The following is a 17,451-nucleotide window of genomic DNA, read 5'->3' as shown; positions in this document are numbered from 1 at the left end:
CGACGCTTCAACTCAACCGTGTAAAATTTTGTCCATCATCCGGCCCGGCAGCAGGCGTTTTAACCAGCCTACCGCATGGGTTACCAGCGTCACCGGATAGCGCATTTTGGGGTTTTCGCTCTCAAAAGCATGGCGCACTTTAGCGACGACTGCTTCCGGCCCGAGCGTAAAGCGTGCGGCGATACCGGGGTTTTCGACCGGTTTATCCGCCTGGGTCTGGTTAACGTTTTCCGTAAAGCGGGTGCGGATAGGGCCCGGCTCAATCAGGCTGACCTTAATGCCGCTGTGACGCAACTCCATGCGCAGGGCGTCGGACCAGGCCTCCAGCGCATACTTGCTGGCGGCATAGGCCCCGCGGCCCGGCGTTGAAATCAGCCCCATCACGGAGGAGGTCATCACAATGCGTCCTTCACCGTGCGGCAGCATGGCGGGGAGCAGGCGCATGGTGAGCTGATGGACGCCGAAGAAATTGGTGGAAAACTGTTTTTCCAGTTGCTCGCGGGTGAGCGTGTCCAGGGGACCATACACGCCGTAACCGGCATTGTTAAAAAGGCCGTACAGACGGTTGTCGGTCAGGGCCAGCACCTCATCGGCTGCGCGTTCCACGCTTTCCGGTGAGTCTAAATCCAGTAACACACCGGTAAAGCCCAGCCCGTTCATGCGTTCGACGTCGTCGGGTTTACGGCAGGCCGCCAGTACCCAATATCCCTGACGCTTCAACTCGAGTGCACTTTCAAGACCGATTCCGCTGGAACATCCTGTAATTAAGACCGATTTTTGCATAACTTTACCTGTCAGGATCTCCGCTGAATTAGGAGTCATGTTTAACTAAAGGGGCCAGCCGTGTTGCCATCCAGTCGGCAATAAACGGCTGCGCATCGCGATTGGGGTGGATCCCATCGTCTTGCATCCACTGGGGTTTGAGATAGACCTCTTCCATAAAAAATGGCAGCAGCGGAATATCAAACTCGTTGGCAAGCTTTGGGTAGATCGCGCTAAAGGCTTCATTATACCGACGTCCATAGTTGGCGGGCAGGCGAATTTGCATCAGCAGCGGTTGCGCGTTCGCGGCCTTAATATCCTTAAGGATCGTGCGCAGGGTCTGTTCCGTTTGCTGAGGCTGGAAACCACGCAAGCCATCATTACCGCCCAGCTCAACCAGCACCCATCGCGGTTGATGCTGTTTGAGTAAGGCTGGCAGGCGCGACAAGCCTTGCTGCGAGGTATCACCGCTGATGCTGCCATTAATAACCGTTGTCTTACTCTGCCATTTGTCATTGAGCAGAGCTGGCCAGGCCGCGTTGGCCGCCATGCGATAGCCTGCACTCAGGCTGTCACCGAGAACCAGTAACGTGTCCGCTGCCGCCGCGCGGAAGGTCATCAGGATTAAAAACAGGAAGGGCAAATGCCAGCGGAAAACATTGTTGAAGTTCATCGTCTTAAGAAGTCCGTCGGTCAGGGGGAACACGAGCTTTCCATCCTCACCGGAGTTGAACTCGTTGTCAAACGCGCCGAAACCATTGCGCTGATTGGCGAGTCCGGTTCCGGGAAGTCCACGCTGCTGGCCATTTTAGCCGGTCTGGACGACGGCAGCAGTGGAGAGGTCAACCTGGTCGGGCAACCGCTGCATCAGCTTGATGAAGAGGCGCGTGCCGCGCTCCGCGCACGTCATATCGGGTTTGTCTTTCAGTCCTTCATGCTGATCCCGACGCTCAATGCGCTGGAAAACGTTGAACTGCCGGCACTGCTGCGCGGCGGTAACAGCCGTGAAAGTCGCGCCCACGCGAAGGCATTGCTGGAGCAACTAGGGCTTGGCAAACGCCTCGACCATCTTCCGGCGCAGCTATCCGGCGGGGAGCAACAGCGTGTGGCCCTGGCCCGGGCGTTTAACGGCCGCCCGGACGTGCTGTTTGCGGATGAGCCTACCGGAAATCTCGACCGAAAGACCGGGGATAAAATTGCCGACCTGCTGTTTTCGCTCAACCGCGAACACGGGACCACGCTGATTCTGGTGACCCACGATCCGCAACTGGCTGCCCGCTGCGACCGTCGCCTGCGGCTGGTTAACGGTGAACTGCAGGAGGAAGCATGATTGCCCGCTGGTTCTGGCGCGAATGGCGCTCGCCCACGCTGTTGATTGTCTGGATGGCGTTAAGCCTGGCGGTAGCCTGCGTGCTGGCGTTGGGCAGCGTCAGCGATCGCATGGAGAAAGGGTTAAGCCAGCAAAGCCGCGAGTTTATGGCCGGAGACAGGGCGCTGCAAAGCTCGCGTCCCGTCCCGCCGGGCTGGCTTGACGAAGCGCGTAAGCGTGGGCTGAAGGTGGGGGAACAGCTGAGCTTTCAGACCATGACCTTTGCCGGCGATACGCCGCAGCTGGCGAGCGTCAAAGCCGTCGACGACCTTTACCCGCTGTACGGTGAACTGCAGACCAGCCCGCCTGGCTTAAAGCCGAAACCGGGCACGGTGCTGCTGGCGCCACGTTTAATGGCGCTGCTGAACCTGAAAACGGGTGACAGCATCGACGTGGGTGACGCCACGCTCCGTATCGCCGGGGAGGTGGTTCAGGAACCTGACTCCGGCTTTAACCCGTTCCAGCTTGCCCCGCGCTTGCTGATGAATACCGTTGATGTGGCGAATACCCATGCCGTGCAGCCGGGAAGCCGCGTCACCTGGCGCTATAAGTTTGCGGGAACGCCCGCCCAGCTTGACGCGTATGAAAAATGGCTGCTGCCGCAGTTAAAACCGGAGCATCGCTGGTACGGACTGGAGCAGGACGAAGGGGCGCTTGGTAAATCTCTCGAACGGTCTCAGCAGTTCCTGCTGCTTTCAGCGCTGTTAACCCTGCTGCTGGCCGTGGCGGCGGTGGCGGTGGCCATGGGGCACTACTGCCGCAGCCGATACGATCTGGTGGCGATCCTCAAGACCCTCGGCGCGGGCAGCGCCCAGCTGCGTAAGCTGATTGTCGGCCAGTGGCTGATGCTGCTGGTGTTGTCAGCACTCACCGGTGGGGCGATGGGGCTGCTGTTTGAAAAGCTGCTGATGGTCATGCTGAAACCGGTACTGCCTGCCGCACTTCCACCGGCCAGCCTCTGGCCGTGGCTGTGGGCGATTGGCGCGATGATGGTGATCTCGGTGCTGGTGGGGCTTCGCCCGTACCGGCTGTTGCTCGCGACGCAGCCGCTGCGCGTGCTGCGCCGTGACGTGGTGGCCAACGTCTGGCCGCTGAAGTTCTATCTTCCTGTCATTGTTGCGGTGTCGGTTGGGTTGTTGGCCTGGCTGATGGGCGGCAGCACGCTGCTGTGGGCCGTACTGGCCGGGGCGGTGGTGCTGGCGCTGCTGTGTGGTGTGGTCGGCTGGGTGCTCCTTAATGTGCTTAAAAAGCTGACGGTGAAGTCGCTTCCCGTGCGGCTGGCGGTGAACCGTCTGCTGCACCAGCCCTGGTCTACGCTGAGTCAGCTGTCTGCCTTTTCGCTGTCGTTTATGCTGCTGGCACTGCTGCTGGTGCTGCGCGGCGATCTGCTGGATCGCTGGCAACAGCAGCTTCCGCCGGAAAGCCCGAACTATTTCCTGATCAATATCGCCCCTGAGCAGGTGACACCGCTGAAGACGTTCCTGGCGGAACACCAGATTGTGCCGGAGTCGTTCTACCCCATCGTCCGTGCGCGTCTGACGCAGATCAACGGCCAGTCCACGGAGGGAAACAAGGATGAATCGCTTAACCGCGAACTGAACCTGACCTGGCAGGAGAAACGTCCAGATCACAACCCGATTACCGCCGGCAGCTGGCCGCCGAAAGCGGGTGAAGTGTCGATGGAAGAGGGGCTGGCGACGCGCCTGAACGTCAGGCTGGGCGACAGCGTGACCTTTACCGGCGATACCCAGGACTTTAGCGCTAAGGTCACCAGCCTGCGTAAGGTGGACTGGGAAAGCCTGCGGCCGAACTTCTTCTTTATTTTCCCCGCAGGCGCACTGGACGGACAGCCGCAAAGCTGGCTCACCAGTTTCCGCTGGGAAAACGGCAACGGTATGCTGACCCGGCTGAACCGCGAATTTCCGACGGTCAGCCTGCTGGATATTGGCGCGATCCTTAAACAGGTCGGGCAGGTGCTGGAGCAGGTCAGCCGGGCTCTGGAGGTCATGGTGGTGCTGGTGACGATCTGCGGCGTACTGTTGCTGCTGGCCCAGGTGCAGGTCGGGATGCGGCAGCGTCATCAGGAGCTGGTGGTCTATCGCACGCTCGGGGCGAGTAAGCGACTGCTGCGCACCACGCTGTGGAGCGAGTTCGCCCTGCTGGGGCTGGTCTCGGGTCTGGTGGCGGCGATGGGGGCTGAGACGGCGTTAGCCGTGCTGCAGACCCGGGTCTTCGATTTCCCGTGGGAGCCTGACTGGCGGCTGTGGTTCACGCTGCCGGTCTGCGGTGCGGTGCTGCTGTCGCTGTGTGGCGGCTGGCTCGGCACGCGATTGCTAAAAGGCAAAGCGCTGTTCCGTCAGTTTGCCAGTTAGTTCAAATCCGTGATAATTGCGCACCGGTTTATCTGCTGGTGCGTAATAATTTAGCAGCACAAATCGGTAATACCCATGCGTTTAGTAGCACAAAACATTAAAAACCCGCGCACACAGCAAGATTATTTCCAGTTAATATTCACCTGCTAAATATTTAGCAGCGTGTCTATAAAGGAAAAATAATGACTATAAAAAAATCAGCGCTGGCAGTAACAATTGGCGCAGCAGTGGCATTGACCTCCTTCGCATCTCAGGCGGAAATCACGGTTCTTAAACAAGACCCTCAGGCAGGTAACCCGCTGAGCCGTCTTAACTTTACCGTTGGCGGCAGTATTCGTCCTCAGTTCAACATGATGACGGGCGACGGCGATAAAGGCTCCTACAAACGTAATGGCTTCGACGGCGGCACCCGTTTCCGTTTCGCAGCAGATTACTATCTGTTTGATGACATCAGCTGGATCAGCTACTACGAGCTGGGTGTGAACATTCCGGCGCTGTTCAACTGGGATAATCACTACGCTGAAGGTGCTAACGACACCTCTCGCCGTATGCTGTACACCGGTCTGAAGAGCGACACCTGGGGTACGCTGACCTTCGGTCAACAGAACAGCGTTTACTATGATGTGGTTGGCGTGAAAACCGATATCTGGGACTACGACATGATTGGTCAGGCTCCAGGTAACGGGATCAACGGTGACTACGACGGTTCTTATCGTTCACGCAAAATGCTGAAATATAAGAAAACCGTAGGCGATGCGGATATCTATGCATCCTACCTGTTTGAAGACAGCGAATACCTGCCGGGCAATGGCCTGCGTTACAAACGTAAAGGCGGCGGTTCACTGGGTCTGGATTACCACCTGACCACCGATCTGACCTGGGGCGCAGCGTGGAACTACACCCGCGCGGACATGCGTAACCCGGACAACGGCGACAGCAAATCTTACGACCAGAATATCCTCGGTACCGCGCTGAGCTGGACGCCGGATAACTGGACCTTCTCGGCTGGCGGCGGCTGGTACCAGAACTTCCTGACCACCAAAAAAGTGTCTACTGACAACTACTTTGCCGGTGATGCATGGGGTATTGAATACTTCGCAGGGTACAAATTCCCAATCGATCAGTATGCGGTGAAATCCATCCAGCCTTACTTCATGGGTGACCGTATTGAGTACGTGAATGGTCGTAACTACCAGCGTATCGATAACGGTGTGGGTGTTAGCGTCCAGCTGGACTACGGTTTCCGTGTTGATTACGAACACGTGTTCACCTCCAGCACGGATAACCTGGGCGACATGAACCTGGTGCGTCTGCGTTACGACTTCTAAGTTCAGTCCGCAGGGGAGTCACCCCGATATGAAAACGGCAACCCTGGGTTGCCGTTTTTTTGCGCGTGATTCAGCGATTGAGCCAGTCAGCCACGTCCTCAAACGTTCCGCGATACACAATCTTCTCCGCCTTTTTTGCCAGCTGCCAGGTGTACATCGGGTCGTAATAGTCGTTCAGCAGCGGGGCAAGCCAGCGCAAATGCGCGTCGGTGCTGCCAGAACGTTGTTGCTCCTGCAGGGCGGAATCCAGCAGCGCCGTAAAGTCTGCAAAGCGCTGCAGCCCCAGACGGCGGCGAATGGCAAACAGGCCGTGGTGCAGGTATTCGCTGTACGCTTTCCAGCCCGCCTCTTCGCCAAAGGCAGCGGAAAAATCCGCCCACATATGGTCGAAATACTCTTCACGCAGGCGTTCAAGACGGACATCAAACGGGTCTTCTACTACCACAACAGGCGCCTGAACCATGCGGTCTCGCAGGCATTCCGGCAGGTGGTTGGAGCCAATCATCCGCCCTTCATCTTCCAGCACCCAGCGTGCGGCCTCTTTTTTCAACAGCACGACGGCGAGCTGGTTTTCGAAACTCGCCTGCGAAAGCTGTGGTGTAAGCGTGCGGCCAAACGACGAGCCGCGATGGTGTGCCAGCCCTTCCAGATCCACACCCTGCGCGTGCTGTTTCACCAGCAACGTTTTGCCGCTCCCGGTACAGCCGCCGATCAGCACCATCGGTTTTTGCACCTGCTCAGCGGTTACCTCAATTGCGGTCTGACGCAGCGCTTTATAGCCGCCTGCGATCAGCGGGTAATCCACGCCGCGCGCTTTCAACCAGGCCTGAGTGATATGCGAGCGTTGACCGCCACGCGCGCAGCAGAGGTAGCCGGTGGGGTGGGAGAGGCAGGCTTCGCGCCAGGCGTTAATGCGCATCTCACGGGTGCTGCCTGCGACCAGACTATGGCCGAGTGCAAGCGCAGCGTCCGGCCCCTGGCGTTTATAGCAGGTACCGACGGCGGCGCGTTCATCATCGTTCATCAGAGGCAGGTTGATTGCCGCAGGCATCGCGCCCTGGGCGAATTCGATCGGCGCGCGAACGTCGATTAAAGGGGTATCGGATGCGAGGATCGCGCGATAGTCCGTTCCATCGTTCATGGTTTTTCCAGAAGAAAACTAAGCTGCAATGGGCGGGGATTGTACGCCGGGGAGGGGGAAGGTCAACTCCCCGGCAGAGGAGTATTACTTAAGCTTTGATTGCGCCCAGATAATTCCGCTCGCGTATTCCGGCGGCAGGAGAGGAATAATCGCTTCCAGCGTGGCGCTCAGACGATCGGTGTCGGTATCGTTCAGGTTCAGGTGACCGACCTTACGACCCGGACGCACCTCTTTGTCATACCAGTGCAGATGCACCAGCGGCAGCTTGAGCCAGTCGTAGTTCAGATCGGTACCGATCAGGTTGATCATCACCGACGGGCTGTTGACCACCGGCTGCGGCAGCGGCAGGTCAGTGATGGCGCGCAGGTGCAGCTCGAACTGGCTGATGGACGCCCCGTTTTGGGTCCAGTGACCACTGTTGTGAACGCGCGGTGCCAGTTCGTTAATCAGCAGACCGGACGGCGTGACAAAACACTCCATCGCCATGACGCCGACGTAACCGAGTTCGTGCATGATGGCAGAGAGCATCTCTTCTGCCTGCGCCTGCTGTTCAGCACTGGCCTGCGGGAATGCAACGCTGGTACGCAGGATCCCGTCCTGATGCAGGTTATGCGTCAGCGGATAAAAAACGGTATGGCCGTCCTGCCCGCGAGCACCTACCAGCGAGACTTCACCGCTGAAGTTAATGCCCTGCTCAACGATGCACTCCCCGTAGCAATCGTCCGGCAGCTCGTGAGTGTTGTCGGCGCGCAGACGCCACTGTCCACGACCGTCGTACCCGCCGACGCGACGCTTCACAATTGCCAGCTCGCCCAGCATTGCGAATACATCCTTCCACTCGCTTTTATCGGACAATAGCTGCCACGGCGCAGTCGGCAGCCCGAGCTTATCGAACAGCTGCTTTTGCGTCAGACGGTCAGCAATAATGGGAAAGACGTCGCGGTTAACGAAGGCATTGTGACGCGCCAGCTCGCGCGTCAGGGCCGTTTGTGGCCAGCGTTCAATCTCCGCGGTGATCACACTCTGGTGAAACGGCACGGCTTCCGGTTCGTCATCCAGCCCGACGGGCCAGACGGCAATACCCAGCGGCTCACCGGCCTGACGCAGCATACGGCCTAACTGACCATTACCGAGGATGCATACCTGCTTCATGCCGCACCCCGTGGGTCCGGATTGTCCAGCACCTCGTCGGTCTGGGCTTTACGCCAGTCCGCCAGACGCTGATGTAACGCTTTATCGTGAGTCGCCAGGATCTGCGCGGCGAGCAGGGCAGCGTTGGCAGCGCCCGCTTTACCAATGGCCAGCGTGCCGACCGGAATGCCACGCGGCATCTGAACGATGGAATAGAGGCTATCGACACCACTTAACGCAGCGCTTTGCACCGGAACACCCAGAACCGGTACCAGCGTTTTGGCGGCAATCATGCCTGGCAGATGTGCTGCGCCGCCCGCACCGGCAATGATCACCTCATAACCCTTCTCTTCGGCGCTTTCGGCGAAGCTGAACAGTTTGTCCGGTGTACGGTGTGCGGAGACCACTTCAACGTGGTGCGGAACATTCAGGATTTCAAAGATTTCGGCGGTGAACTGCATGGTAGCCCAGTCGCTTTTGGACCCCATCACGATGGCGACACGCGCCGGATTATTGCGGGAAGACATGCGTCTTAAAACTCCTGTGGTGCGAAACACACTGCTTTCGAGGGCACAGAGAATAGCATGTAATAGGGGCAAGGAAAACGGTTGCGCGGTTAAAAACTGAGCCGTTGTAGCCCTCAGGAGATAACAAAACAGACCGCGTTCTGGCGGTCTGTTTTATCAGGCATCGATGTGCTTTGATGTGCTTTTGACGGACGGCACGGTCAGCAGACGTCTTATTTAGTCAGTTCTGCCGTCATATGAACGCGGTTGTTAAACTGAGCGCTGGTGATTTTGTAAGACGCGCCCTGTTCAGCAGCCTGAGCGGCAATTTTCGCTTCTGCGCGGTCAAGGGTAGAGGCCGTGGCGCTGACGCTCTGAGCAAAAGAACCGAAAGAGATCAGAGAGAGTGCGGTAACAGCAACGAAAGTTTTGATGGATTTCATGGTCGTATTCCTTAAATGTTTTATCTGGGATAGGGCGTGTTGCCCTGATGTGATAAATAATAGGCCGACCACGGGTTGATTAAAATCGAAACAATTTGCCGATATTGTTCAAAAAAATAGAATGATTTTTTGGCGAGTTAAAACGGGAAAGCGATCAGTTCCACACCGTCAGGCGTGACGCTGACCATAGAACCTTCGCTGTGCCAGGCCCCCAGGACGACGCGGTGGGCCGCTTCGCCGTTGGCGGTAAGGGTATGCACATCGGGACGATGAGTATGACCGTGGATCAACCACTGAACGCGGTGTTTTTCCATGACCCTGACTACCGCCTGGGGATTAACGTCCATAATGGCCATGGATTTGCCGCTGTTGGCGGCCTTACTGTCGGCACGCATTCTGGCTGCGATCCGCTTGCGGATAAACAGCGGCAGAGCCAGGAATAGTTTTTGGATCCACGGGGTATGAACCTTAGCGCGAAACGCCTGATAGCCGGTGTCGTCAGTGCAGAGTGTGTCACCGTGCATGATTAACACCTTTCGGCCATAAAGGTCGAGTACCTGCTCTTCCGGCAGCAGCGTCATGCCGCTTTCGCGGGCGTAGCGCTTGCCGAGCAGGAAATCACGATTGCCGTGGATAAAGAAGCAGGGGACGCCGGAATCGACCAGCGCGTTAATGGCAGCCGCCATCTCACGGTGCAGCGGGTTGGGATCGTCGTCGCCAATCCAGGCTTCAAACAGGTCACCCAGAATGTAAAGTGCATCGGCACTTTTCGCTTCACTGCGTAAAAAACGCAGAAAACCGGCGGTGATCGCCGGTTCTTCTGTTTGCAGGTGCAAATCTGCAATAAAGAGTGTCGCCACGAATTACTCGCTGACGGTCACGCTGTTAATCACGACGTCTTCTTTTGGAACGTCCTGATGCATGCCGCTGCGGCCGGTCGCCACGGCTTTGATTTTGTCGACTACGTCCATACCTTCAACCACTTCTGCGAAGACGCAGTAGCCCCAACCCTGCAGGCTTTCGCCGGAGAAGTTCAGGAAGTCGTTGTCAGCAACGTTGATGAAGAACTGGGCTGTTGCAGAGTGAGGAGCCTGCGTACGAGCCATCGCCAGCGTACCACGGGTGTTTTTCAGACCGTTGTTCGCTTCGTTTTTGATCGCTTCTTTCGTCGCTTTCTGGTTCATGCCAGGTTCGAAACCGCCGCCCTGGATCATAAAGCCGTTGATCACGCGGTGGAAAATAGTGTTGTTGTAGAAACCTTCGCGGCAGTAGTCCAGGAAGTTTTTAACTGTTTCAGGCGCTTTGTCATCAAAGGTTTTGATTACGATATCGCCATGATTAGTGTGGAAAGTAACCATTTTTGCATCCTGTTCCGTTATTGTGGTACGTCGACCCGCGTTTGGGTCATCTATAGGGGCTTGTTATAGCATAACCACAGGATGCGATCACCTTGCATTGTGTGCTGCTTCAGGTTTGAATTACAGGTAGAATAACCGGTTTTCAACCACACACGTGTTTACATGGAATCTTCGATGTTAAAAATCTTTAATACAATGACGCGCCAAAAAGAGGAATTTAAACCTATCCATGCCGGGGAAGTCGGCATGTACGTGTGTGGTATTACGGTTTACGATCTCTGTCATATCGGCCATGGCCGTACCTTTGTTGCATTCGACGTTGTCTCGCGCTACCTGCGTTTTCTGGGCTACAACCTGAAATACGTGCGTAACATCACCGACATCGACGACAAAATCATCAAGCGTGCGAACGAAAATGGCGAAAGCTTTGTTGCGCTGGTGGATCGTATGATCGCGGAAATGCACAAAGATTTCGACGCCCTGAATATTCAGCGTCCGGACAGCGAGCCGCGTGCCACCCACCATATCCACGAAATTATCGACATCACCGAAAAGCTGATCGAACGTGGTCACGCCTATGTGGCCGATAACGGTGACGTGATGTTTTCCGTGCCGACTGACCCTACCTACGGTCAGCTTTCCCGTCAGGATCTGGATCAGCTGCAGGCCGGTGCGCGCGTTGATGTGGTGGACGTGAAGCGTAACCCGATGGACTTCGTGCTGTGGAAGATGTCCAAAGAGGGCGAACCAAGCTGGCCTTCCCCGTGGGGCGAAGGGCGTCCTGGCTGGCACATTGAGTGCTCGGCGATGAACTGCAAACAGCTGGGCAAACATTTCGATATTCACGGTGGCGGTTCGGATCTGATGTTCCCGCACCATGAAAACGAAATTGCACAGTCAACCTGTGCGCATGGCGGCGAGTACGTGAACTACTGGATGCACTCCGGGATGGTGATGGTTGACCGTGAGAAGATGTCTAAATCTCTGGGCAACTTCTTCACCGTGCGCGACGTGCTGAAATATTACGATGCGGAAACCGTGCGCTACTTCCTGATGTCTGGTCACTATCGCAGCCAGCTGAACTACAGCGAAGAGAACCTGAAACAGGCGCGTGCGGCGCTGGAGCGTCTGTACACTGCCCTGCGCGGTACCGATAAATCTGTACCCGCGGCAGGCGGTGAGGCGTTTGAAGCGCGCTTTATTGACGTGATGAACGATGACTTCAACACGCCGGAAGCCTACTCTGTGCTGTTTGATATGGCGCGTGAAGTTAACCGTCTGAAGTCAGAAGATATGGCGGCGGCGAATGCATTGGCCTCCCATCTGCGTAAGCTCTCTTCGGTACTGGGTCTGCTGGAGCAGGAACCGGATCTGTTCCTGCAAAGCGGTGCGCAGGCGGACGATAGCGAAGTGGCGGAGATTGAGCAACTTATCAACGCGCGTCTGGAAGCGCGTCAGGCGAAAGACTGGGCGGCAGCAGATGCCGCGCGTAACCGTCTGACGGAAATGGGCATCATTCTGGAAGATGGCCCGCAGGGAACCACCTGGCGTCGAAAATAATTCTGGTGCGCGCTGATGCCCTCTCCCACCGGGAGAGGGTGCAAACACTAAAACGGCAACTGGGTTGCCGTTTTGCTTTTACCTCCGCTTCCACCACAACAGCCCCATCAGTACGACCCCTGGCAGCCACACCCACAGCAGCTCCGACATAATCACCTGATGCCCGTAGGGCGTGGTATAGCGTGACAGCGCAAACGGCGCGACCTTAATGACCTGCCACGGTGCAAAAAACCGTTCATCTGACCACGGCCACAGCCAGCCGACGCCTTTCCCACCGGTGGTGATGGAATCCAGCAAGCTGTGCGACAGCAGAGACACGGTTAAGAACAGCCAGCAGCGGGTCAGACTTGCCCGAAACCATCGTCGGCCCATCAGTACGCAAAGTATCGGCACCACAAAGGCAAACAGCAGGGAGTGGGTAAAGCCGCGGTGGCCGAACACATTGCCGTAGGCAACGCCGAACTTAAACGCCAGCACGTCGGCGTCCGGCAGCATGGCGAGGACGACGCCGGCAAGCAGCAGGCGGGGAGGGATGATTTTACGTCCCAGGCCTAAACCCAGACACAAAGGCACTGCAGCGTGGGTGATAACGGTAGGCATTGCGATTATCCATGGCAAAGCAGGGAAATATAGCAGCGAATGGGCGCAATGAGGATGGTGTTAGCGTCTTATTTACGCCGATTCTCGGGCAATAAGCTGCCCGGAAAGGGTGATACGCTGTGTTTGCAGATCCGGCTCTTTTAGCTTGCGGATGATCAACCCCGCCGCCTGACGCCCCGTCTCCTCACTGGCGGAGGAAACGTAGGTAAACGAGGGAGACGTCAGGTTCACGTGCAGCATATCTTCAAAACCGACCAGCGCGACCTGCTGGGTGAGAAACACATCTTTCCCCACGGTGCGCCCCACCTGATGAATGCCGGAGATGGAGCCGATCATCGCATCCGGCGAGTGGCAGAGCAGGGCGGTAATGGTGTTGTTTTTTTCCAGCAACTGGCGGGTGGCGAAACCTGCGGCCAGCGTGTCATCGCTACACGCAGGCGAGTATTCCTCACGCCAGACCAGGCCGTTCTGGGTCATCGCGCTGCGAAAGCCGAGCAGACGTTGCTCGCGGATAAGGCAGCCTTCACGACCCCCAATGTAGGCAATGTTGCGGTGTCCGCGCTCGATAAGATAACGCGCGGCAAGGTTCGCCGCCTGGCGGTTGTCGCGCATCACCAGATTGCATTTTTCATCCAGCAGGGACTGAGAGACCACCACCAGCGGCAGCGGGCACTGGCGGATGTGTTCCGGCAGCGAGGATGCCCGGGTGTCAGAGGCCAGATAGATAACGCCGGCGACCCCCTGCTGTTTAAACGACAGCAGGCAGCGCTCAAGATGTTCATGGTCGTTCAGCGGCTGGCCGAGGAAAACCATATACCCCTGTCTCTCCAGCTCCTGGACGATGCTCGCCATCACCTTAATGGAAAAGCTGTCGCTAAAGTCGCGCAGGATCAGGCCGATCAGGTTGGAGGTGTTGGCGCGGAGATTGGCAGCGGCGACGTTGTGAACATAGCCCAGCGTAGTGATGGCAGCATTGACCTTCGCGATCGTTGCGTCTGAAATTTTCCCTTTCTGGCGCAGCACCAGCGATACGGTGGAGACCGAAACGCCCGCATGCTTTGCGACATCAATAATGCTGACTTTCTTCAAAACCGCTCCCTGAAATTTACCGATTATCAGCCAGATAAGACAACGTCCCCCAGCGTACAGGAGACGTGTCGTTCAGGCATCTTATTATTTGCCAATCATGGTGGACATGGTCTGGGCGATAAACTGTGCTCTGGCACCGAAAATCACCTGAATACCGTTATCACCGACGAACACTACGCCGCGGGCGCCAAGGCCGTTCAGACCGTCCTTATCAACCGCTTCACTTTTTGCCACTTCCAGGCGCAGACGGGTGATGCAGGAGCCGACGGAGTCGATGTTGTGCGCGCCGCCCAGCAGGTTGATGATCTCTGTGGCGAGTTCTGAATCTGACTTATCGTCCGCACTGGCGGTCACTTCTGTACGGCCCGGCGTTTTCACATCGAAACGACGGATCACAAAGCGGAACGTGAAGTAGTAAATCAGGCCCATCGGAATGCCGATAATAATGGCGTTCAGGAAGTTGGTTTTGTAGCCGTTAAATGACGGCAGGATCCCGAACGACAGGTAGTCGATAAAGCCCGCAGAGAACGACTTGGCGATATGCGCATGCAGCAGATACATGGTCATGTACGCCAGACCGGCCATGATGGCGTTAAAGACGTACAGAATAGGGGCGACGAAGATAAAGGTAAATTCAACCGGCTCGGTGATCCCCGTCAGGAAGCAGGTGAGCGCCGCAGAGAACAAAATACCGGCCGCGATTTTCTTATTTTTGGTGTGCGCTTCGTGGTACATCGCCAGGCACGCCGCAGGCAGCGCGAACAGCATCAGCGGGAATTCACCCTGCATGAACTTACCGGCGTTCTGGTAGCTGTCACTGCTGAAGGATTTGACCCCTTCTTCGAGCATCTTAAACCAGATGGTCTGGTCGCCGTGAATCACCTGACCGGCCTGGGTGGTGTAATCCCCAAACGAATACCAGAAAGAGGGATACCAGATGTGGTGCAGGCCGAGTGGGATCAGCGCGCGTTCCACCAGACCGAAGATAAAGGTCGAGGCTGCCTGATTATCGCCATTAACCACCACGGAGAGCGCATCGATGCCCGCCTGGATATGCTGCCAGACATACGGCAACAGCAGGCCGAGCAGGAAAGAGAGAAACGCTGTCGCAATCGCCACAAAGCGTTTCCCGGAGAAGAACCCGAGGAACTCTGGCAGCTGCAGGGTGTGGAAACGGTTATAGCACCAGGCGGCGAGAATACCGCAGATCAGGCCGCCGAAGACGCCCATCTGCAACGTCGGGATGCCGACCACCATCGCGTATTTGCCGCCCTGAGACGCCATTTCCGGCGTGATACTCAAGACGGTGCTGATGGTGATGTTGGTGACAAACACCGAGACCGCCGCCGAGAGCGCGGCAATGCCGGACTCGGATGCCAGCCCCACGGCGGAACCAATGGCAAACAGCATCGGCAGGTTATCAAAGATAACCCCGCCCGCGTTCATCATCAGCGGCAGGTGAAACTTATCGCCAAAGGCCAGCAGCAGGCCCGCAGCGGGAAGCAGTGAAATTGGCAGCATTAACGCGCGACCAATCATCGATAATTTAGAGAGCGATTTAACAAACCCTGATATCAGACTCATGCTGATTTCCCCCGAGTAGCGCTTTTTTTGGCGCTGTTATTGTAAGTAGAACGTTTTAGTAGAACGTTCTACTTATCGTGGGGAAAGAGTGAAAAACGCGCAACAGAATTTTCACTTTTCAACAGATGAAATAGTGATTATTTGAAGTCGATCGATAATTAACCGTGATGGGTGTGGGGGAATGTGGGTTCCCTCTCCCGACGGGAGAGGGGGAGAGCATCAGGCGGTCACCGTCACGGTTTGCCCTTCAAAGCTCACGGTCTGACCCGCGACAATTTTGCAGCGCTTGCGGGTTTCCACTGCGCCGTCCACCTTAACAAGCCCGTCGGCAATGGCGATTTTGGCCTGTGCGCCGCTTTCGGTCCAGCCTTCCAGCTTCAGCAGATCGCACAGCTCAACGTGCGGGTGTTTACCTAATGAAAATGTGGCCATCTTACGCGTCCTCTACGTCGTGGTACTCTTCGCATGCCTGCAAAGTATTCTGAATCAGTGTGGCAACGGTCATCGGGCCTACGCCGCCCGGTACAGGAGTAATGTAAGAGGCGCGAGCCGCAGCATCTTCGTAAACCACGTCACCGACCACTTTCCCGTTTTCCAGACGGTTAATACCGACGTCCACAACGATCGCGCCTTCTTTAATCCATTCACCCGGAATAAAGCCCGGCTTCCCGACCGCCACGATCAGCAGATCGGCGTTTTCTACGTGATGACGCAGATTTTTGGTGAAGCGGTGGGTCACGGTGGTGGTGCAGCCAGCGAGCAGCAGCTCCATGCTCATCGGACGGCCAACAATGTTTGATGCGCCAATGACCACGGCGTTCAGACCGTAGGTATCGATGTTATAACGCTCCAGCAGCGTAACGATACCGCGCGGCGTGCATGGACGCAGACGCGGGGCGCGCTGGCACAGACGGCCCACGTTGTACGGGTGGAAACCATCAACGTCTTTGTCGGGGGCGATACGTTCCAGCACCTTCACGTTGTCGATGCCGGCTGGCAGCGGCAGTTGAACCAGAATACCGTCGATCGCGTTGTCGGCATTCAGGGTATCAATAAGTTCCAGCAGTTCTGCTTCGCTGGTGGTTTCCGGCAAATCGTAAGAGCGGGAGACGAACCCCACCTCTTCACACGCTTTGCGTTTGCTGCCGACATAAATCTGCGATGCCGGGTTGCTGCCGACCAGCACAACGGCCAGCCCGGGGGCGCGTTTTCCGGCAGCTTTACGCGCCTTCACTTTTTCCGCGACCTCAGAGCGCACCTGCTGCGCAATCGTTTTACCGTCAATAATCTTTGCTGCCATCAGAGAGAAGATTCCGTCTGTAACGTTTGAAAGGGGGGATTGCCTGTATTTTGTCAGAAGCGAGCGCCGCTGTCAGTCACCCTTTGCGAGTTTTCATCAGGAGGCCGTAAAAACCCTTCTGAGGGGATGGTCAATTTCTTAGGCAGGATTAGGATGTGACCTGGCGAAATGACAGCGTTTTGACATATTTTAAAATACATTCATGAGCTACTTTGTCTCCTCCGAAATAAGCTTTCAATTAATCAATTGAACGTATTTCTTATTCCCGATTATTCGCGGGAAGGGTTATTTACATTTTAAAGGAATAGACATGAAACTCAGCAACATTGCTTCTACTGTTATTGCTACTCTGGCCCTGGTTGCGGGTGCCGCAAATGCAGCAGATCCAGCCACACCGGTTACCGTAAATGGCGGTACCGTACACTTTAAAGGTGAACTGGTTAATGCTGCATGTTCAGTAAATACTGATTCTTCCGAGCAGACGGTTAACCTGGGCCAATACCGTACCGCGAAGTTCACGAAAGTGGGTGACACCACCTCTAATATTCCGTTCACCATTGAACTGAATGATTGTGACCCGCTGGTTGCGAAAACAGCCGCAGTTGCGTTCACTGGTCAGATCGACGCGACCGACAAAACCCTGCTGGCGGTAACCTCTGGTAACAACGACAACTCCGCGAAGGGCGTGGGCATCGAGATCCTCGACAGCAAATCCACCACCCTGACTCCAGATGGTTCAACCTTCTCTGCCGCGCAGAACCTGATCGAAGGGACTAACACCCTGAACTTCACCGCGCGTTACAAATCAACGGCTGCGACCACCGAGCCAGGCCAGGCAAACGCTGACGCCACTTTCGTAATGAAATACGAGTAATTCCTCCGCACAGGGATGTTCAGGCCTCAGGGAA

At 56.4% G+C, this 17,451-nt stretch carries 18 protein-coding genes; 5 read left to right on the top strand and 13 right to left on the bottom strand.

The genetic code is table 11. The annotated features are described in order from the left end of the window. Positions 1-12: 12 nt before the first annotated feature. Positions 13-822 carry an SDR family oxidoreductase gene (locus HV157_RS08920; protein WP_014168929.1) on the bottom strand — a complete coding sequence of 270 codons (810 nt, stop codon included), beginning with the start codon at positions 820-822 and terminating at the stop codon, positions 13-15. Beyond that, the gene (gene tesA, locus HV157_RS08915) at positions 812-1,435 is read right to left on the bottom strand and encodes a multifunctional acyl-CoA thioesterase I/protease I/lysophospholipase L1 (RefSeq protein WP_025206538.1); all 624 of its coding nucleotides are present in this window, start codon (positions 1,433-1,435) and stop codon (positions 812-814) included. Before tesA ends, HV157_RS08920 begins: the two co-directional genes overlap by 11 nt. Between tesA and ybbA the strand changes: the two genes are divergently transcribed. The 3 genes from ybbA (at position 1,406) to HV157_RS08900 (ending at position 5,831) form a co-directional block, all read left to right on the top strand. Further along, entirely contained in the window at positions 1,406-2,092 is a 687-nt protein-coding gene (gene ybbA, locus HV157_RS08910; RefSeq protein ID WP_014168931.1) for a putative ABC transporter ATP-binding protein YbbA, read from the top strand. The genes tesA and ybbA overlap by 30 nt on opposite strands. Further along, entirely contained in the window at positions 2,089-4,503 is a 2,415-nt protein-coding gene (gene ybbP / locus HV157_RS08905; RefSeq protein WP_182268259.1) for a putative ABC transporter permease subunit YbbP, read from the top strand. The genes ybbA and ybbP overlap by 4 nt, the downstream gene beginning before the upstream one ends. A gap of 182 nt (positions 4,504-4,685) precedes the next feature. Continuing rightward, complete coding sequence (locus tag HV157_RS08900; RefSeq protein WP_014168933.1) at positions 4,686-5,831, top strand: porin; 1,146 nt, start codon at positions 4,686-4,688, stop codon at positions 5,829-5,831. A 70-nt stretch (positions 5,832-5,901) separates the two neighbouring features. Here the strand turns inward: HV157_RS08900 and mnmH are convergent, their stop codons facing one another. The 6 genes from mnmH to ppiB form a co-directional block, all read right to left on the bottom strand. Continuing rightward, positions 5,902-6,972: a tRNA 2-selenouridine(34) synthase MnmH gene (gene mnmH / locus HV157_RS08895; protein WP_086532863.1), complete on the bottom strand. Its 1,071-nt coding sequence runs from the start codon at positions 6,970-6,972 to the stop codon at positions 5,902-5,904. 84 nt (positions 6,973-7,056) lie between these two features. Next, complete coding sequence (gene purK, locus HV157_RS08890; RefSeq protein ID WP_182268260.1) at positions 7,057-8,124, bottom strand: 5-(carboxyamino)imidazole ribonucleotide synthase; 1,068 nt, start codon at positions 8,122-8,124, stop codon at positions 7,057-7,059. Continuing rightward, positions 8,121-8,630, bottom strand: a complete 510-nt coding sequence (gene purE, locus HV157_RS08885; RefSeq protein ID WP_020885164.1) for a 5-(carboxyamino)imidazole ribonucleotide mutase — start codon at positions 8,628-8,630, stop codon at positions 8,121-8,123. The genes purK and purE overlap by 4 nt, the downstream gene beginning before the upstream one ends. Before the next feature lie 212 nt (positions 8,631-8,842). Beyond that, entirely contained in the window at positions 8,843-9,052 is a 210-nt protein-coding gene (locus HV157_RS08880; protein WP_044859257.1) for a YdgH/BhsA/McbA-like domain containing protein, read from the bottom strand. 137 nt (positions 9,053-9,189) lie between these two features. Next, positions 9,190-9,912, bottom strand: a complete 723-nt coding sequence (lpxH, locus tag HV157_RS08875) for a UDP-2,3-diacylglucosamine diphosphatase (RefSeq protein ID WP_182268261.1) — start codon at positions 9,910-9,912, stop codon at positions 9,190-9,192. Between the two features lie 3 nt (positions 9,913-9,915). Then, the gene (gene ppiB, locus HV157_RS08870; RefSeq protein ID WP_014168939.1) at positions 9,916-10,410 is read right to left on the bottom strand and encodes a peptidylprolyl isomerase B; all 495 of its coding nucleotides are present in this window, start codon (positions 10,408-10,410) and stop codon (positions 9,916-9,918) included. A 174-nt stretch (positions 10,411-10,584) separates the two neighbouring features. Between ppiB and cysS the strand changes: the two genes are divergently transcribed. Continuing rightward, positions 10,585-11,970 carry a cysteine--tRNA ligase gene (cysS, locus tag HV157_RS08865; RefSeq protein ID WP_020885161.1) on the top strand — a complete coding sequence of 462 codons (1,386 nt, stop codon included), beginning with the start codon at positions 10,585-10,587 and terminating at the stop codon, positions 11,968-11,970. A gap of 78 nt (positions 11,971-12,048) precedes the next feature. Here the strand turns inward: cysS and HV157_RS08860 are convergent, their stop codons facing one another. The 5 genes from HV157_RS08860 to folD all read right to left on the bottom strand — a co-directional run bounded on the left by HV157_RS08860 (position 12,049) and on the right by folD (position 16,543). Further along, complete coding sequence (locus HV157_RS08860) at positions 12,049-12,570, bottom strand: metal-dependent hydrolase (protein WP_086532861.1); 522 nt, start codon at positions 12,568-12,570, stop codon at positions 12,049-12,051. Between the two features lie 72 nt (positions 12,571-12,642). After that, a complete protein-coding gene (gene malI, locus HV157_RS08855; RefSeq protein WP_014168942.1) occupies positions 12,643-13,659 on the bottom strand; it encodes a Mal regulon transcriptional regulator MalI in 1,017 nt (338 codons plus the stop codon). 84 nt (positions 13,660-13,743) lie between these two features. Next, entirely contained in the window at positions 13,744-15,243 is a 1,500-nt protein-coding gene (locus HV157_RS08850; RefSeq protein WP_014168943.1) for a PTS transporter subunit EIIC, read from the bottom strand. Between the two features lie 219 nt (positions 15,244-15,462). Then, a complete protein-coding gene (gene ybcJ / locus HV157_RS08845; protein WP_014168944.1) occupies positions 15,463-15,675 on the bottom strand; it encodes a ribosome-associated protein YbcJ in 213 nt (70 codons plus the stop codon). Position 15,676: 1 nt separating this feature from the next. Continuing rightward, positions 15,677-16,543, bottom strand: coding sequence for a bifunctional methylenetetrahydrofolate dehydrogenase/methenyltetrahydrofolate cyclohydrolase FolD (gene folD, locus HV157_RS08840; protein ID WP_014168945.1), 867 nt, complete (start codon positions 16,541-16,543; stop codon positions 15,677-15,679). Positions 16,544-16,853: 310 nt separating this feature from the next. Between folD and fimA the strand changes: the two genes are divergently transcribed. Further along, entirely contained in the window at positions 16,854-17,417 is a 564-nt protein-coding gene (gene fimA, locus HV157_RS08835; protein ID WP_014168946.1) for a type 1 fimbrial major subunit FimA, read from the top strand. Positions 17,418-17,451: the final 34 nt, after the last annotated feature.

Origin of the sequence: Enterobacter sp. RHBSTW-00318 (genome assembly GCF_014101375.1) — a bacterium.
In the GTDB taxonomy this organism is placed as follows: Bacteria; Pseudomonadota; Gammaproteobacteria; order Enterobacterales; family Enterobacteriaceae; genus Enterobacter; species Enterobacter ludwigii.
This window is presented reverse-complemented; position numbering and strand designations above follow the sequence as displayed.

Excerpts from the sequence above, each read along its gene's own strand:
- HV157_RS08920 (WP_014168929.1), bottom strand. The coding sequence starts at position 822 with ATGACTCCTAATTCAGCGGAGATCCTGACAGGTAAAGTTATGCAAAAA.
- ybbA (WP_014168931.1), top strand. The coding sequence starts at position 1,406 with ATGCCAGCGGAAAACATTGTTGAAGTTCATCGTCTTAAGAAGTCCGTC.
- tesA (WP_025206538.1), bottom strand. The coding sequence starts at position 1,435 with ATGAACTTCAACAATGTTTTCCGCTGGCATTTGCCCTTCCTGTTTTTA.
- ybbP (WP_182268259.1), top strand. The coding sequence starts at position 2,089 with ATGATTGCCCGCTGGTTCTGGCGCGAATGGCGCTCGCCCACGCTGTTG.
- HV157_RS08900 (WP_014168933.1), top strand. The coding sequence starts at position 4,686 with ATGACTATAAAAAAATCAGCGCTGGCAGTAACAATTGGCGCAGCAGTG.
- mnmH (WP_086532863.1), bottom strand. The coding sequence starts at position 6,972 with ATGAACGATGGAACGGACTATCGCGCGATCCTCGCATCCGATACCCCT.
- purK (WP_182268260.1), bottom strand. The coding sequence starts at position 8,124 with ATGAAGCAGGTATGCATCCTCGGTAATGGTCAGTTAGGCCGTATGCTG.
- purE (WP_020885164.1), bottom strand. The coding sequence starts at position 8,630 with ATGTCTTCCCGCAATAATCCGGCGCGTGTCGCCATCGTGATGGGGTCC.
- HV157_RS08880 (WP_044859257.1), bottom strand. The coding sequence starts at position 9,052 with ATGAAATCCATCAAAACTTTCGTTGCTGTTACCGCACTCTCTCTGATC.
- ppiB (WP_014168939.1), bottom strand. The coding sequence starts at position 10,410 with ATGGTTACTTTCCACACTAATCATGGCGATATCGTAATCAAAACCTTT.
- cysS (WP_020885161.1), top strand. The coding sequence starts at position 10,585 with ATGTTAAAAATCTTTAATACAATGACGCGCCAAAAAGAGGAATTTAAA.
- HV157_RS08860 (WP_086532861.1), bottom strand. The coding sequence starts at position 12,570 with ATGCCTACCGTTATCACCCACGCTGCAGTGCCTTTGTGTCTGGGTTTA.
- HV157_RS08850 (WP_014168943.1), bottom strand. The coding sequence starts at position 15,243 with ATGAGTCTGATATCAGGGTTTGTTAAATCGCTCTCTAAATTATCGATG.
- ybcJ (WP_014168944.1), bottom strand. The coding sequence starts at position 15,675 with ATGGCCACATTTTCATTAGGTAAACACCCGCACGTTGAGCTGTGCGAT.
- folD (WP_014168945.1), bottom strand. The coding sequence starts at position 16,543 with ATGGCAGCAAAGATTATTGACGGTAAAACGATTGCGCAGCAGGTGCGC.
- fimA (WP_014168946.1), top strand. The coding sequence starts at position 16,854 with ATGAAACTCAGCAACATTGCTTCTACTGTTATTGCTACTCTGGCCCTG.